This window comes from Hydrogenophaga aquatica, from assembly GCF_054780915.1.
In genome coordinates, this window is sequence record NZ_BAAGVK010000011.1 from 159,288 (window position 1) to 174,660 (window position 15,373).

The following is a 15,373-nucleotide window of genomic DNA, read 5'->3' on the forward strand; positions in this document are numbered from 1 at the left end:
GTCCACATGAACTACCTTCCCCCCGTCATTGCAGACATCACCGACACCAGACTGGCGCAGGCGTTGCAGCACAAGATTGACCAGAAGACCAAGCCGTTGGGTTCGCTTGGCCGCCTGGAGGCCCTGGCCCTGCGTCTGGGCCTGATTCTGGGCACGGAAGCCCCCATGCTTGGCGACCCCCAGCTGGTGGTTTTCGCGGGGGACCATGGCCTTGCAGCAAAGGGGGTGTCCGCCTACCCCAGCGACGTCACCTGGCAGATGGTGGAGAACTTCCTGGCAGGCGGTGCGGCGGTGAGCGTACTGGCGCGTCAGCACGGCATCGGCCTGACCGTGATGGACTGTGGCGTGCGTCACGACTTTGCGCCGCGAGCGGGTCTGCACCCGCGCAAGGTGGCCCATGGCACCGCAGACTCCAGCGTGCAGCCTGCCATGACTGCGGCCCAGTGCGCCCAGGCGCTTGCCAACGGCGGCGAACTGGTGCGGCAGCTGCCCGGCAACGTCCTGCTGCTGGGGGAAATGGGCATTGGCAATACATCGGCAGCGTCCATGCTGATGGCCCGCCTAACGGGGCTGGACATCGTCGACTGCACCGGCGCAGGCACCGGCCTGGACGCGCCTGCCGTGCAGCGCAAGGTCGGGATACTGCGCGACGTTCTGCAGCACCATGGCGATGCCCAAGCGCCCCTGGATGCCCTGGCCGCCGTGGGCGGGTTCGAGATCGCGTCAATGACCGGCGCCGTGCTGCAGGCCGCCGCTGAGCGGCGTGTCATCGTGGTCGACGGGTTCATCGCGTCCGCAGCGGTGCTGGTGGCCAGCAAGCTGCAAGCGCATGTGCTGCAGCGTTGCGTCTTTGCGCACCAGTCGGGGGAACGCGGGCATGCACTCATGCTCGCGCACCTGAAGGCGCAGCCTCTGCTGGACCTGGGGTTGCGGCTGGGCGAAGGGTCTGGCGCGGCCCTGGCGTGGCCGCTCCTGGTGTCTGCCACCGCGATCTTGCGCGAGATGGCGAGCTTCGAATCGGCGGGCGTGGCCCAGCGGGAATCCGGCGAGCTGCAACCCGGCCACCAGACTCACTAGGACTTTCCCTAGGTTCAATGGCGGGGCGCCATTTCATAAGTTCACTGTAAGCAACGGCGCTGACAGTCCCCCCTGCAATATCGCGAGTTCCCTTGCGGTGTTCAAGCGTGGTGGGTCAAACCGCCGAAGAAAAGCATCACTCCGAGGAGATGACGTTCATGTCAAGTGAAAGCAATGCTAAGGCCTACTGGTCCGCAACGCTGGGGCTGCTGACCAAAGTGTTGGTCATCTGGTTCCTGGTGTCGTACGGCGCAGGCATCCTGTTCGCGCCAGCGCTCAACAACATCCATCTGGGCGGTTACCCGGTGGGTTTCTGGTTTGCGCAACAGGGTTCCATTTATGTGTTCATCGCACTGATCTTCTGGTACGCCAAGAAGATGGGTGAGATCGACCGCAAGTTCGGCATGCAGGAAGACTGATCGAGAGGACACCACAAAATGGATCTGCAAACCCTGACCTATCTCGTGGTGGGTGCCACGTTCGCGCTGTACATCGGCATTGCCGTGTGGGCGCGTGCGGGCAGCACCTCCGACTTCTACGTCGCTGGCGGCGGCGTGCACCCCATCACCAACGGCATGGCCACGGCCGCTGACTGGATGTCGGCGGCCTCGTTCATATCCATGGCCGGCCTGATCTCCAACATGGGCTACGGCGGTGCCGTGTTCCTGATGGGCTGGACCGGCGGCTACGTGCTGCTGGCCTGCCTGCTGGCACCGTACCTGCGCAAGTTCGGCAAGTTCACCGTGCCCCAGTTCATCGGCGACCGCTACTACTCTCAGACTGCGCGCACCACTGCCGTGGTCTGTCTGCTGGTGGCCTCCATCACCTACATCATCGGTCAGATGACCGGTGTGGGCGTGACCTTCTCGCGCTTCCTGGGTGTGTCGAGCGACATGGGTATCTACCTTGGCATGGCCATCGTGTTCGCCTACGCCGTGTTCGGTGGCATGAAGGGCATCACCTACACCCAGGTGGCACAGTACATCGTGCTGATCCTGGCCTACCTGGTGCCTGCCTTCTTCATCTCTCTGAACCTGACTGGCAACTTCCTGCCGCAGCTGGGCCTGGGTTCCACCCTGGCGGGCACCGACGTGTCCCTGCTGGCCAAGCTCGACCAGGTCGTGACCGACCTCGGCTTTGGCAAGTACACCACCACTTCGGCTGGCTCCACGCTGAACATGTTCTTCTACACCGTGTCGCTGATGATCGGTACCGCCGGTCTGCCGCACGTGATCGTTCGCTTCTTCACCGTTCCCAAGGTGGCTGATGCCCGTTCGTCCGCTGGCTGGGCCCTGGTCTTCATCGCGCTGCTGTACACCACTGCTCCGGCCGTGGGCGCCATGGCTCGCCTGAACCTGTTCGGCACCACCAACACCGCTGTGGGCTTGGGCACCAATGCCGCTGGCCAGATGGTGGTGAAGGCCGACGTCGTCAAGGCGAATGGCGACCTGTTCGCCGCTGACGCCAGCCTGAAGTACGACGAGCGTCCTGACTGGATGAAGCGCTGGGAGAAGACCGGCCTGCTGAAGTTCGAAGACAAGAACGGCGACGGCCGCATCCAGTTCTACAACGACAAGAGCGAAGGCGTGAAGGCCAAGGCTGAGGCCGCAGGCTGGAAAGGCAACGAGCTGACCGTGAACGCCGACATCATCGTGCTGGCGAACCCCGAGATCGCATTGCTGCCGAACTGGGTGATCGCCCTGGTCGCTGCGGGTGGTCTGGCTGCCGCTCTGTCCACCGCTGCCGGTCTGCTGCTGGCCATCTCGTCCGCCATCTCCCACGACCTGATCAAGGGTGCCATCAACCCCAACATCAGCGAGAAGGGTGAACTCCTGGCAGGCAAGATCTCCATGGCAGGTGCCATCGTGCTGGCAGGTTACCTGGGTCTGAACCCCCCTGGCTTCGCGGCCGGTACGGTGGCTCTGGCCTTCGGTATTGCCGCCTCTACGATCTTCCCCGCCATCATGATGGGTATCTTCAGCAAGACCATCACTGACAAGGGCGCAATCGCAGGCATGCTGGCCGGTCTGTTCGTGACCCTGTTCTACGTGTTCGCACACAAGGGCCTGTTCTTTGTGAAGGGCACCGAGTACACCGACCTGATCGGTGGCGCGAACAGCTTCTTCACTATCACGCCGGAAGCCTTCGGTACCGTGGGCGCCATCGTCAACTTCGTGGTGGCCTTCCTGGTGAGCAAGGTGTCCGCACCGGTGCCGCACAACATTCAGGAACTGGTGGAGTCCGTGCGTGTGCCCAAGGGCGCAGGCGCAGCCACCGGTCACTGAGTCCGTGTGAACTGAGCTCCTGAAACCCCGCCGGTCATGGGCCGGCGGGGTTTTTCTTTTTCTGGGGACAGGGGCGGTCGCCACCGCCCTTTGGACAATCTCTTGACTTTGGCAGAGAATGCCAGAGTGAGTTACGGAAGTGGGATATTCAAGATGGACTGGGGTGTAAGCATTGCCATACTGGACTGGGTCTTTTTGCTGGCCCTGTTTCCGGTGTCATTTTTCTGGGGAAGGCGCGTGTGGCGCATTCTCGTCAAGCGCGATTTTTCCGAGGTTGCCCTGAAGAAAGGGGTCCCGCCCGCCCAGCCAGAGCGCTATGCGCCGTACGAACTTGTCATCAACCTGATCGGGGTGGTGGTGCTGGTCGGGGTGCTCGTCGCTGTCCTCGGGTTCCAGGCCATGGCCCGCGAAGACTGGATCGCTACCGCGGGCGTGACGCTGTGGATGAAGATATTCGCCTCGTTTGCGCTGAGCCGGCATGCGCATGGCATCGACTTCAGCAAGAAGAAAGCACAAAAGACATGAAATCCGTTCGGGTTCTGGCGGTGCTGGGGGTATGGGCTGCAAGCCTGTGCGCCGTGGCCATGCCATTGCCCGAGGATGCCCCGCCTGAGTGGAGCGATGAACCGCCCAGGCTGTCGCGCTGGATCGAGGAGGGCTACGACGCCCAGCGAAAGCGCAACCCCGTTCTGGCCGCAGAGCGCTTTTGCGCCGCGGCGCGTTTTGGCAGCATCGAGGCGCAATACCGCCTTGGCCGCCTTTTCCTGGAGCGTGCAGACGACAGCGGGCGGCAGGAAGGCCTGACGCTGCTGGCCATGGCTGCGCAGCGCGGCCACGAGAAGGCGAGGGAGCTGCTCGGCGAGCAGCGGCACATGGACTTGTGGCCGGAGTGCCTGTTGACCGGGCGTGCACCCGCTTTCGAACTGGCACGTCAAGAGCCCGCCGTTGAACCCGCCGTGCCGCTCGAGGTGGTCGAGCGTTACATGCTGACGCTCCCCCGCGACAAGCAGCGCCATGCGTTGCTGATCCGGCGCCTGGCGCCGCGCTTCGACGTGGATTTCCGGCTGGCCCTGGCCATTGCCCGGGCCGAGTCCAACCTGGACCCGGCGGCGGTGTCATCCAAGAACGCGCAGGGGCTGATGCAGCTCATTCCCGACACGGCGGCACGTTTCGGCGTGCGCAACGCCTTTGACCCGGAGCAGAACGTGCGCGGCGGGCTGGCCTATCTGCGCTGGCTGCTGGAGCGTTTCAACGGGAACGTGGCGCTGGCGTCAGCGGCCTACAACGCGGGTGAAGGCGCTGTCGAAAAACACGGCGGCGTGCCGCCTTATGCCGAGACGCAGAACTACGTGCAGCGCATCCTGCACTTCTACCGCTCGCCCGTGCATGCCCGCCCGGGCGCCATGTAAGCCAGCGGTTCAGCCGCCTGGTCACTCCAGGTTCAGGTCCTGCCGGATGATGGTGGCGATCTCCTCGATCGACTTGGTCGTCGTGGAGAGCGTGCGGATGCCCGCGCGGCGCATCATGGCCTCGGCCTCAGACACCTCGTAACGGCAGTTCTGCAGGCTCGCGTAGCGCGAGTTGGGGCGGCGCTCGTTGCGGATCTCGCTCAGCCGTTCGGGCTGGATGGTCAGGCCGAAGAGCTTCTTCTTGAATGGCACCAGCGGCGGCGGCAGCTGGCGGCGCTCGAAGTCGTCCGGAATCAGCGGGTAGTTCGACGCCTTCAGCCCGAACTGCATGGCAAGGTACAGCGAGGTCGGCGTCTTGCCGCTGCGGCTCACCCCCACCAGGATCACGTCGGACTGTTCAAGGTTGTTGTTGGTCTGGCCGTCGTCGTGTTCCAGTGCGAAGTTGATGGCCTCGATCCGGTCGTGGTACTCCTGGCTCTTGGAAACGTCCGAAAAGCGCCCCACGCGGTGGTTGGACTTCATGCCCAGCTCGTGCTCCAGGGGCGAGATGAAGGTGCCGAACATGTCGATCAGCATGCCCTTGCATTCTGCCCGCAGCACGGCCAGCACCTCCATGTTCACCACGGTGGTGAAGACCAGCGGGCGCACACCGTCCACCTCGGCGGCGTGGTTGATCTGGCGCACGGCCTGCCAGGCCTTGTCGGCGTCGTCCACAAAGGGCAGGCGCACACGCTTGGGGTCGATCTCGAATTGCGCCAGGATGGCCTTGGCAAACGTTTCGGCGGTGATGCCGGTGCCGTCGGAAATGAAGAAGGCTGTGCGGTGGGGCATGGTGTCAGGGAGCCAAGGACCTACAATCACGCCCATTATCCAGATTTGTCGCCTGGCTTCCGGCACCTCCCAGAACACAACAACGATCGGGGTGGTGGTGGCGGGGTGGCTCCCGGTTTTTTAACTTAGGAGTCCTACCATGTCCCAACTGTTCAGCCCGACCGCTCTGGTCGTGCCCTTTGAACAACTCAGAATGAGCGACGTCGAAGCCGTCGGCGGCAAGAATGCCAGCCTCGGCGAGATGATCTCGCAACTGCCGCAAGGCGTGCGGGTGCCCACGGGCTTTGCCACCACGGCGCACGCGTTCCGCGAGTTCCTCAAGGCCGACGGCCTGGACGAGCGCATCCACGCCAAACTGGCAGCGTTGGACACCGAAGACGTGCGCGCCCTGGCCGAAGTCGGCGCCGAGATCCGCGCCATGGTCGAGGCTCAGCCGTTCCCGGCCGATCTTGAGCAGGCCATCCGCGACGGCTACGCCACCCTCAACGGCGACAGCACCACCGCCACCTACGCCGTGCGTTCCTCCGCCACGGCTGAAGACCTGCCCGACGCCTCCTTCGCTGGCCAGCAGGAAACCTTCCTGAACGTGCACGGCATCGAGGAGGTGCTGCACAAGATCAAGGAAGTGTTCGCCAGTCTCTACAACGATCGCGCCATCAGCTATCGCGTGCACAAGGGTTTCACCCACTCTGAAGTGGCGCTGTCCGCCGGTATCCAGCGCATGGTGCGTTCCGATCTGGGCGCCGCTGGCGTGATGTTCACCATCGACACCGAAAGTGGCTTTGAGGATGTGGTTTTCATCACCTCCAGCTACGGCCTGGGTGAGACGGTGGTGCAGGGCGCTGTGAACCCTGACGAGTTCTACGTGCACAAGCCCATGCTCAAGGCGGGCAAGCAGGCGCTCATCCGCCGCAACCTGGGCTCCAAGCTGATCCAGATGGTCTTCAGCACCCCTGAGGAAAAGGCCGCCACCAAGAAGCTCGTCAAAACCATCGACGTACCGGTGGAGCAGCGCAACCGCTACAGCCTGACCGATGCCGACGTGCGCGAGCTGGCCAAGTACGCCATCGTGATCGAACAGCACTACGGCCGCCCCATGGATATCGAGTGGGGCAAGGACGGCAACGACGGCCAGCTCTACATCCTGCAGGCCCGCCCCGAGACGGTGAAGAGCCAGGCGGCAGGTCAGGTGGAAATGCGCTACAAGCTCAAGGGCAAGGGCACCGTGCTGGCCTCTGGCCGCGCCATTGGCCAGAAGGTGGGCACTGGCCCGGTGCGCCTGGTGCACAACATCTCCGAAATGGACAAGGTCCAGCCCGGCGACGTGCTCGTCACCGACATGACCGACCCCAACTGGGAACCCGTGATGAAGCGCGCCAGCGCCATCGTCACCAACCGCGGCGGGCGCACCTGCCACGCCGCCATCATCGCGCGTGAACTGGGCATCCCCGCCGTGGTGGGTTGCGGCAACGCCACCGACACGCTCAAGGATGGCACGCTCGTCACCGTGAGCTGCGCCGAGGGCGATACCGGCAACATCTACGACGGTCTGCTGGAAACCGAGGTCACCGAGGTCAAGCGCGGTGAGATGCCCGAGCTGGACGTCAAGATCATGATGAACGTGGGCAACCCGCAGCTCGCCTTCGACTTCGCCCAGATCCCCAACGGCGGCGTCGGCCTGGCGCGTCTGGAATTCATCATCAACAACAACATCGGTGTGCACCCCAAGGCCATCCTGGACTACCCCCAGGTGGACGCCGACCTGAAGAAGGCCGTGGAATCCGTGGCCCGTGGCCATGCCAGCCCGCGCGCCTTCTATGTCGACAAGGTTGCCGAGGGCGTGGCCACCATCGCCGCGGCCTTCTGGCCCAAGCCGGTCATCGTGCGCCTGAGCGACTTCAAGAGCAACGAGTACCGCAAGCTGGTGGGCGGCAGCCGCTACGAGCCGGACGAGGAAAACCCCATGCTGGGTTTCCGTGGCGCCGCTCGTTACATCAGCGACGACTTCGGCGAAGCCTTTGCCATGGAGTGCGAGGCGCTCAAGCGCGTGCGCGAGGACATGGGCCTGACCAACGTGCAGGTGATGGTTCCCTTCGTTCGTACCCTCAAGCAGGCCGAGCGTGTGGTGGACCTGCTGGCCAAGTTCGGTCTGAAGCGTGGCGAGAACGATCTCAAGCTCATCATGATGTGCGAGATCCCCAGCAACGCCATCCTGGCCGAGCAGTACCTGCAGTTCTTTGACGGCTTCTCCATCGGCTCCAACGACCTGACCCAGCTCACCCTGGGTCTGGACCGTGACTCCGGCCTGGAACTGCTGGCCCACGACTTCGACGAGCGCGACCCCGCTGTCACGGCGCTCATCAGTCAGGCCATCAAGGCCTGCCGCGCGCAGGGCAAGTACATCGGCATCTGCGGCCAGGGCCCCAGCGACCACCCCGACTTCGCCCAGTGGCTCAAGGACGAGGGCATCAGCTCCATCTCCCTGAACCCCGATTCCGTGGTGGACACCTGGCAGAAACTTGCCGCCAAGTGACCGGGTTCACGCATCGACCACAAAAAGGGCCGGCAACGGCCCTTTTTTCATCTGCGCCCGGTAAGTGCTTGGTAAGCCCCTTGGGAGCACAATAGGGTGGCCGGTCTGGCTGCACCGGCGCAAGAGGAGGCAAACCATGAACCAGACGCTGGTGTCCCAACGCCTGCTGGCGCTGTTTTTCGCTGGTGGGCTGTTGTTCAACTTTCCGCTCATCGCCCTTTGGGACCGCGATGTGCAGTGGTTCGGTCTGCCGCTGTTTCCGCTGGCGCTTTTCATCGTGTGGGGGAGCCTGATAGCGCTGCTGGCCTGGATCGTCGAGCGACAGCCGGAGTGACGTTGCCGTGTCTGCGCTGCTGGTCGTCTCGGTCTCTTTTGCCTACCTGCTGCTGCTGTTCGCGGTGGCGTACTGGGGCGACCGGCGGGCGGCGCAAGGTCGCTCCGTCATCGGCAGCGCATGGGTCTACGCGCTTTCCATGGCGGTGTATTGCACTGCCTGGACTTACTTCGGCAGCGTGGGGCGCGCGGCCAGCTCGGGGGTGTGGTTCCTGCCCATCTACCTGGGGCCCATGCTGGCGATGATCCTCGCCTGGCTCGTGGTGCGCAAGATGATTCGCATCGCCAAGACCTACCGCATCACCTCCATCGCCGACTTCATCTCCAGCCGCTATGGCAAGAGCCCTGTGCTGGCCGGTGCCGTCACGCTCATCACGGTTGTCGGCATCGTTCCCTACATCGCCTTGCAGCTCAAGGCGATATCGGTCGGCTACGCTGTGATGACCACCCCGCCGGGGGAGCCGCTGATGTCCTCGCAGCCTTGGTGGCAGGAAAGCACGTTCTACCTGGCGCTGGCGCTGGCGGGCTTCACCATGGTGTTCGGTGCGCGCCACCTTGACAGCACCGAACGGCACGAGGGCATGGTCGCCGCCATCGCGTTCGAGTCGGTGGTGAAGCTGCTGGCGTTTCTGGCCGTCGGCCTGTTCGTGTCCTACGGGCTTTTCGAGGGGGTGGGGGACATCTTCGAGCGCGTGCGTGCCGTGCCCGAGCTGGCGCAGCTGCTGACGCTGGGGCAGGGCAAGCCGTTTGCCTACGCGCAATGGTTCGGCATGACGGTGCTGGCCATGTTGTCGGTCATCCTTCTGCCGCGCCAGTTCCAGGTGATGGTTGTGGAGAACGTCGACGAGCGCCACCTCAAGCGCGCGGTCTGGGTGTTTCCCCTGTACCTGTTGCTCATCAACCTGTTTGTGCTGCCGATCGCGCTCGGCGGCTTGCTCGACTTCGGGCGCGGCACGGTGGACCCCGAAACCTTCGTGCTGACCCTGCCGCTGGCCCACGGGCAGAGCGCGCTGGCCCTGCTGGCCTTCGTCGGGGGGCTTTCGGCGGCAACGGGCATGGTGATCGTCGAGGCCATCGCGGTTTCCACCATGGTCTGCAACGACCTGGTCATGCCCGTGCTGCTGCGCACCCAGCGCTGGATGCGTGCGCAGGGCAGCGACCTGACCCGGCTGCTCCTGTACATACGCCGCCTGGCCATCCTGCTGATCCTGCTGCTGGGCTACCTGTACTATCACCTGGCAGGTGAGGCGTACGCGCTCGTCAGCATCGGCCTCATCAGTTTTGCGGCCGTGGCCCAGTTTGCGCCAGCGCTGCTGGGGGGCATGTACTGGAAGGGCGGTACGCGGCAGGGGGCCATGGCTGGCCTGCTCCTGGGGTTCGCCTTGTGGAGCTATACGCTGATGCTGCCTTCGCTGGCCAAGTCCGGCTGGTTGCCCGCCGATTTCCTGGAGCACGGACCCTGGGGTGTGGCGCTGCTCATGCCTGAGCAACTCTTCGGGTTGAGGGGGCTGGACAACCTGACCCATTCGCTGTTCTGGAGCATGCTGTTCAACGCTGGTGCCTATGTGGTCGTGTCGGTCTGGCGCACGCCTTCGGCCCGGGAAACCAGCCAGGCGCTGCTGTTCGTGGACGTGTTTGACCGCAGTGACCGCCCCAGCTCGCGGCACCCGGTGTTCTGGCGCGGCCAGGCCAGCGTGGCGGCCTTGCTGCCCCTGGCTGGCCGCTTCCTGGGCGTGGAGCGCGCCAACCAGCTATTCCGCACCTACGCCCAGGCCCAGGGGGTGGCATCCGTAGACCAGTTGCAGGCCACGCCGGAACTGGTGCAATTCGTTGAAACGCAGCTGGCAGGTGCCATCGGCAGTGCGTCTGCACGGGTGATGGTGGCGTCCGTGGTCAAGGAGGAATCGCTTGATCTGAACGACGTGATGGGCATTCTGGAGGAAGCCAACCGGCTGCGCCTGCACTCCCACGAGCTGGAGGAAAAATCGCGTTCGCTCGAACTGGCGACCGCGGAACTGCGGGCCGCCAACGAGCAATTGCAGAGCCTGGACCGGCTGAAGGACGACTTCATGTCCTCGGTGACGCACGAGTTGCGAACGCCCTTGACGTCGATCAGGGCGCTGGCTGAACTCATGGTGGATGATGCAGACATGGATGTCGTCCAACGCCAGCGTTTCCTTGCAATCATCGTTTCCGAGACGGAGCGCCTGACCCGTCTGGTCAACCAGGTCCTGGACATGGCCAAGATCGAGTCCGGCCACGCCGAATGGCACAACTCCGAGCTGGATATCGTCAGTCTGGTCAGGCAGTCGGTGCAGACGACGGCGGAATTGTTGCGGGAGCGGGGTGCCCAGGTGACGGTGCACGCGCCGTCCGAAGCCGTGATGGTGCGGGCCGATGCGGACCGCCTCACGCAGGTGATGCTCAACCTCCTGTCCAACGCCGCCAAGTTCGTGCCGGCGGGGCAGGGGCTGGTTCAGGTCCGCGTGGACCGCCGGCAGCAGGGGGTGACCGTGGAGGTGGAGGACAACGGCCCGGGTGTCCGCCCGGAAGAGCAGCAGCAGGTGTTCGAGAAGTTCCGGCAGGGGGGCAGCAGCCTTGACCGCCCGCAGGGAACCGGCCTGGGGCTGCCCATCAGCCGGCAGATCGTTGAACATTTCGGGGGGCGCATGTGGCTGCGGTCGGTGCCCGGGCAGGGGGCCTGTTTCGGCTTTCTCCTGCCGGCCATGGCCGACGGTGGCGGCTTCCCCGGTACCAAACAGGAGACATGACCATGAGCGCGACCATACTGATCGCCGACGACGAACCCAACATCCTCATCTCGCTGGAGTTTCTGATGAAGCGAGAGGGCTACGACGTGCAGGTTGCACGTGATGGCCAGGAGGCGCTGGACGCCATCGTGGCGTACCGCCCGGCGTTGGTGCTGCTGGATGTGATGATGCCGCGAAAGAGCGGTTTCGATGTGTGCCAGGAGGTCCGTGCGCGGGAAGACATCCGCGGCACGCGCATCCTGATGCTCACCGCCAAGGGGCGCGACACCGACGTGGCCAAGGGGCTGGCCCTAGGGGCCGATGCCTACATGACCAAGCCGTTTTCCACCAAGGAACTGGTGGAGAAAGTGCGTGAGATGCTGGGAGCTGGCGAGTGAGCCGCCAGCGGCGCGCCGACCGGCGCGTTTGGGGTTTGCTGCTGGCAGGTGCCCTGGGGTTGGCGGTGTGGCTGGTGCTGGCCCTTTGGCTGGTGGCCAGTACTTTGGAGGGCGAGCAGTCCAGGCTGTTCCAGGACATCCTGGCCGGGCGCGCGCCCCTGCTGCTGCTGGCCTGGCTGGCAGGGGCTGGTCTGCTCGCCTGGGGGCTGCAAAAGTGGTTCCAGTACTGGGTGATGCCATCGGCACAACTGGTCGAGCACGCCCAGGTGTTCCTGCGCACCGACGTCGTCCGCCAACTGGAGCCGGCAGGCAACCGCGAGACGCGGGCCATCACCGTGCTGGTCAACCAGCTGGTTGAGCAAAGGGAAAACCTGCGCGCCGAGATGGACGCCAAGGTGCGCGAAGCCGCTCAGGGCATAGAGCAGGAAAAGTCTCGCCTGGCGGCGCTCATGTCGGAGTTGACCCAGAGCGTCGTGGTGTGCAACCTGGACGGCCGCATCCTGCTCTACAACAACCGGGCAAGGGTGCAGTTTCGCGCCTTGTCCAGTGCGCCGCGCCTGGCCGATGGCGCCGAGCTGATCGGCCTGGGGCGCTCCATCTACGCCGTGTTCGACCGCAAGCTGGTGTCACATGCGCTGGAGAGCGTGCAGCAGCGCATGCGCCGGGGCGTTGCCAGTCCATCAGCACAATTCGTCACCACCACGCGGGCGGGCCAGTTGCTGCGCGTGCAGATGGCGCCGGTCCGGCAGGTGCATGCGCAAGGCGAGGCGGACTCGCCGATGGCACTTGCAGGTTACGTGCTGATGCTGGACAACATCACCCGCGAGTACGAGGAGGAAGCCGAGCGCGACCAGCTTCTGCTGGGCCTCACCGAAGGCAGCCGGGCGTCGCTGGCCAACATCCAGGCGGCGGTCGAGATGCTCGACTACCCCGACCTTGAAGCCTCCATGCGGGAGCGTTTCCTCAACGTCGTCAGGGACGAGGTGCGCGCCATGGGGCAGCGCATCCAGGACCTGGCCTGCCGGTCGGCCAGTGGCCTCAAGACCCGCTGGCCGCTGGAGGACATGCTGGCGTCCGATCTGCTGTCCGCCGTGGGCCGGCGCATCGAGGAAGGCGCGGGCGTACCGGTCAAGGATGTCGACGTCGACAACGCGCTGTGGCTGCGCGTCGAGAGCTTTTCGCTGATGCAGGCGCTGGTCTACCTCAGCGCAAGGCTGAAGGATGAGTTCGACGTGCGCTACGTTTCCCTGCGCCTGCAGCCCGCCACGCAGGGGCAGCAGCGCGCCGAACTCGATCTGATCTGGTCAGGGCACGCCATCAGCACCGAGACCGTGATGAGCTGGGAGATGGACCCCATGCGCGTGGCGGGTGACGCCTCGTCCCTGACGGTGCGGGACGTCGTGGAGCGCCACGGCGGCGCCTTCTGGTTCGAGCGGGATCGCGCCAGCCACAGGGCCTTCTTCCGCTTCCTGCTGCCCACGGCGCAGCCGCAGGAGCAGCTGGACGTGGCCACCTTCGTGCGCAACGAGAGCCGCCCGGAATACTACGACTTCGACCTCTTCCGCACATCAGCGCGCAGCCAGGCGCTGGAGGACGTGCCGCTGACGGAGCTGGCCTACACCGTTTTCGATACCGAGACGACCGGGCTCAATCCGTCGCAGGGCGACGAGATCATCCAGATCGGTGCGACGCGCATCGTCAACGGCAAGCTGCTGCGGCAGGAGAGTTTTGAACAACTGGTGAACCCGCGCCGGACCATTCCTCCAGCGTCCATTCCCATCCATGGCATCACGCCCGACATGGTCGAAGGGCAGCCCGACATCCTGGAGGTGCTCCCTGCGTTCCATGCCTTTGCACAGGACACGGTGCTGGTGGCGCACAACGCCGCGTTCGACATGCGCTTCCTTCAGCTCAAGGAGAAAACCACCGGTTTGAGCTTCGACCAGCCGGTGCTTGACACCCTGCTGCTGTCGGCGCTCATCCACCCCAGCCAGGATTCGCACCGGCTGGAGGCGATCGCCGAGCGGTTCAACGTCACGGTCATTGGCCGGCACACCGCGATGGGTGACGCCATGGTGACGGCGGAGGTGTTCCTGAAGCTCATTCCGCTGCTGGCGGAAAAGGGCATACACACGCTGGGGCAGGCGCGCGAGGCTGCGCAGCGCACCTACTACGCGCGGCTCAGGTACTGAGGGCGGGGCGCCTGCGCCTTGCCCTCAGAAACGCCCGGCCTGGTAGCGGTTGCCCAGCACGCCCTGCAGGCTCTTGACCACCGCGAAAGCCTCCTTGAGGTGGCTGCGCTCCAGGTTGGAGAGTTCGTCGGGCCGCAGGTAGTTGTCGGCGGCGTGTCCGTCCGACATGCGCCTGGCCTGGTGCTGGATGCGCAAGGTGCTCAGGTATTCCAGCGCGTCCAGCAGGTCGCGCACCCGCTGCTCGGTGATCTCGCCGCTGGCGGCTGCGTTCTCCAGGCGGTCGCGCGTGTTCACCGCGGGCGAGCCGCCCGCCAGCGCATAGACGCGGGCCAGATCGATGATCGGGACGATCCCCGTGTGCTTCAGGTCGATGGTGCCTTCGTACTCGCCGCTCTTGATCAGTGACAGGTTGCCCAGCCAGTTCAAGGGCGGCTGGTGCGTCAGCGCGTTGCCCACCATGAATGCCAGGAAGATGCTCTGCTCCTTGCTGCGGGAAAGAACGTCCTCGCGCAGCGTGTCCAGCAACTCCCGCTTGCCATACACGAAGCGCTGGTCGAAGAACACGCAGGTCAGCATCAGCGCCTTGGGGTCGGGCTGGTCGATCCAGTTGCGGAAGTAATGCTGCCACTGGCGCAGCGGCTGGCGCCACTGGTCGGTCATGGCCATCATCTCGCCGGGGCAGTACACGTAGCCGCAGGCGTTCAGGCCGTCGCAGACAAAGCGTGACAGTTCGCGGAAGTATTCGCCGTGCAGCTGCTCGTCGTAGGCGTCGTCCAGCACCATGCAGTTGTCCTGGTCCGACTTGGCGGTCTGCTCGTTGCGCCCCTGCGACCCTGCGGCCACCCAGGCGTATTCCACGGGCGGCGGCCCCAGGCGCAATTCACCCAGTTGCAAAAGCCGCGATGTCAGTGCGTCCGTGATCGCCGAGACGATATGCCCCGTGCTGTAGGCACTGGCTTCGGCGGCTGCCAGGTTCTGCTGCAGCTGCTTGATGCGCTGGCTCGTCTCGATCAGGCCCTCCACCGAGGTCTGCTTGTAGATGGCTCCCGCAAGGTAGACGGCCGAATTGCTCTGCTGCTCCGTCAGGTCGGTGCTGGTGATCATGCCGGCCACCTGCTGCCCGTCCATCACCGGCACGTGGTGGATGTTGTGGCGGGCCATCATCAGCAGCGCATCGAAGGCGTGGCTGTTCAGACCGATGGTCATGGGGGCCAGCGTGGCGATTTCCATGATCGGCCGTGACGTGTCCAGACCCGCTGCCACCACGCGGTTGCGCAGGTCTCGGTCGGTGATGAGGCCGAACAGCACGCCGTCCTGCACGATCAGCACCGAGGACACCCGTTGGTCGCGCATGACCTGCGCCGCCTCACGGATGGTGGTATTGGGCGGCAGCGACACCGCCTGGCGCTTGACCAGCGCCGACACCGGCGTGGTGATGAGGTTGACATGGTTGTCGGCGCTACGGGGCAGTGGCTGGCTGGGCATGGGGGCGCTGCGGTTGGGTAATATCGCCCATGCTACACAACCTCCGGCCCGCAACCTTGCGCAGCGTCAATAGCGCTTGA

Annotated in this window: 12 protein-coding genes; 10 read left to right on the top strand and 2 right to left on the bottom strand. The window is 64.7% G+C overall.

Features of this window, described 5'->3' with window-relative positions:
- Nucleotides 1–6 precede the first annotated feature (6 nt).
- The 5 genes from cobT (at nt 7) to ACYVHH_RS08215 (ending at nt 4,771) form a co-directional block, all read left to right on the top strand.
- A complete protein-coding gene (gene cobT, locus ACYVHH_RS08195; RefSeq protein WP_460564642.1) occupies nt 7–1,077 on the top strand; it encodes a nicotinate-nucleotide--dimethylbenzimidazole phosphoribosyltransferase in 1,071 nt (356 codons plus the stop codon).
- A 158-nt stretch (nt 1,078–1,235) separates the two neighbouring features.
- Complete coding sequence (locus ACYVHH_RS08200) at nt 1,236–1,496, top strand: DUF4212 domain-containing protein (RefSeq protein ID WP_460564643.1); 261 nt, start codon at nt 1,236–1,238, stop codon at nt 1,494–1,496.
- A gap of 18 nt (nt 1,497–1,514) precedes the next feature.
- Nucleotides 1,515–3,362 (top strand): sodium:solute symporter family protein, encoded by a 1,848-nt coding sequence (locus tag ACYVHH_RS08205; protein WP_460564644.1) that lies wholly within the window; start codon nt 1,515–1,517, stop codon nt 3,360–3,362.
- Between the two features lie 153 nt (nt 3,363–3,515).
- A complete protein-coding gene (locus ACYVHH_RS08210) occupies nt 3,516–3,887 on the top strand; it encodes a hypothetical protein (RefSeq protein ID WP_460564645.1) in 372 nt (123 codons plus the stop codon).
- Nucleotides 3,884–4,771: a lytic transglycosylase domain-containing protein gene (locus tag ACYVHH_RS08215; RefSeq protein WP_460564646.1), complete on the top strand. Its 888-nt coding sequence runs from the start codon at nt 3,884–3,886 to the stop codon at nt 4,769–4,771. Before ACYVHH_RS08210 ends, ACYVHH_RS08215 begins: the two co-directional genes overlap by 4 nt.
- Nucleotides 4,772–4,792: 21 nt before the next feature.
- Here ACYVHH_RS08215 and ppsR read toward each other — a convergent pair whose 3' ends face one another.
- Nucleotides 4,793–5,602: a posphoenolpyruvate synthetase regulatory kinase/phosphorylase PpsR gene (gene ppsR / locus ACYVHH_RS08220; protein ID WP_460564647.1), complete on the bottom strand. Its 810-nt coding sequence runs from the start codon at nt 5,600–5,602 to the stop codon at nt 4,793–4,795.
- A gap of 139 nt (nt 5,603–5,741) precedes the next feature.
- On the opposite strand from ppsR, the gene ppsA reads away from it, so the two are divergent.
- The 5 genes from ppsA to ACYVHH_RS08245 all read left to right on the top strand — a co-directional run bounded on the left by ppsA (nt 5,742) and on the right by ACYVHH_RS08245 (nt 13,808).
- Nucleotides 5,742–8,135 (top strand): phosphoenolpyruvate synthase, encoded by a 2,394-nt coding sequence (gene ppsA / locus ACYVHH_RS08225; RefSeq protein WP_460564648.1) that lies wholly within the window; start codon nt 5,742–5,744, stop codon nt 8,133–8,135.
- A 136-nt stretch (nt 8,136–8,271) separates the two neighbouring features.
- Nucleotides 8,272–8,469 (top strand): hypothetical protein, encoded by a 198-nt coding sequence (locus ACYVHH_RS08230; RefSeq protein WP_460564649.1) that lies wholly within the window; start codon nt 8,272–8,274, stop codon nt 8,467–8,469.
- A 7-nt stretch (nt 8,470–8,476) separates the two neighbouring features.
- A complete protein-coding gene (locus tag ACYVHH_RS08235) occupies nt 8,477–11,239 on the top strand; it encodes an ATP-binding protein (protein WP_460564650.1) in 2,763 nt (920 codons plus the stop codon).
- A 2-nt stretch (nt 11,240–11,241) separates the two neighbouring features.
- Nucleotides 11,242–11,616 (top strand): response regulator transcription factor, encoded by a 375-nt coding sequence (locus ACYVHH_RS08240; protein ID WP_460564651.1) that lies wholly within the window; start codon nt 11,242–11,244, stop codon nt 11,614–11,616.
- Nucleotides 11,613–13,808 (top strand): 3'-5' exonuclease, encoded by a 2,196-nt coding sequence (locus ACYVHH_RS08245; RefSeq protein WP_460564653.1) that lies wholly within the window; start codon nt 11,613–11,615, stop codon nt 13,806–13,808. The genes ACYVHH_RS08240 and ACYVHH_RS08245 overlap by 4 nt, the downstream gene beginning before the upstream one ends.
- Nucleotides 13,809–13,832: 24 nt before the next feature.
- On the opposite strand, the gene ACYVHH_RS08250 is transcribed toward ACYVHH_RS08245, so the two are convergent.
- The gene (locus ACYVHH_RS08250; RefSeq protein WP_460564654.1) at nt 13,833–15,293 is read right to left on the bottom strand and encodes a putative nucleotidyltransferase substrate binding domain-containing protein; all 1,461 of its coding nucleotides are present in this window, start codon (nt 15,291–15,293) and stop codon (nt 13,833–13,835) included.
- Between the last annotated feature and the right edge of the window lie 80 nt (nt 15,294–15,373).

What these genes read in the sequence shown, in the direction of transcription:
- ppsA (WP_460564648.1), top strand. Translation starts at nt 5,742, where the DNA reads ATGTCCCAACTGTTCAGCCCGACCGCTCTGGTCGTGCCCTTTGAACAA.
- ppsR (WP_460564647.1), bottom strand. Translation starts at nt 5,602, where the DNA reads ATGCCCCACCGCACAGCCTTCTTCATTTCCGACGGCACCGGCATCACC.
- ACYVHH_RS08230 (WP_460564649.1), top strand. Translation starts at nt 8,272, where the DNA reads ATGAACCAGACGCTGGTGTCCCAACGCCTGCTGGCGCTGTTTTTCGCT.
- ACYVHH_RS08215 (WP_460564646.1), top strand. Translation starts at nt 3,884, where the DNA reads ATGAAATCCGTTCGGGTTCTGGCGGTGCTGGGGGTATGGGCTGCAAGC.
- ACYVHH_RS08250 (WP_460564654.1), bottom strand. Translation starts at nt 15,293, where the DNA reads ATGCCCAGCCAGCCACTGCCCCGTAGCGCCGACAACCATGTCAACCTC.
- cobT (WP_460564642.1), top strand. Translation starts at nt 7, where the DNA reads ATGAACTACCTTCCCCCCGTCATTGCAGACATCACCGACACCAGACTG.
- ACYVHH_RS08205 (WP_460564644.1), top strand. Translation starts at nt 1,515, where the DNA reads ATGGATCTGCAAACCCTGACCTATCTCGTGGTGGGTGCCACGTTCGCG.
- ACYVHH_RS08240 (WP_460564651.1), top strand. Translation starts at nt 11,242, where the DNA reads ATGAGCGCGACCATACTGATCGCCGACGACGAACCCAACATCCTCATC.
- ACYVHH_RS08210 (WP_460564645.1), top strand. Translation starts at nt 3,516, where the DNA reads ATGGACTGGGGTGTAAGCATTGCCATACTGGACTGGGTCTTTTTGCTG.
- ACYVHH_RS08200 (WP_460564643.1), top strand. Translation starts at nt 1,236, where the DNA reads ATGTCAAGTGAAAGCAATGCTAAGGCCTACTGGTCCGCAACGCTGGGG.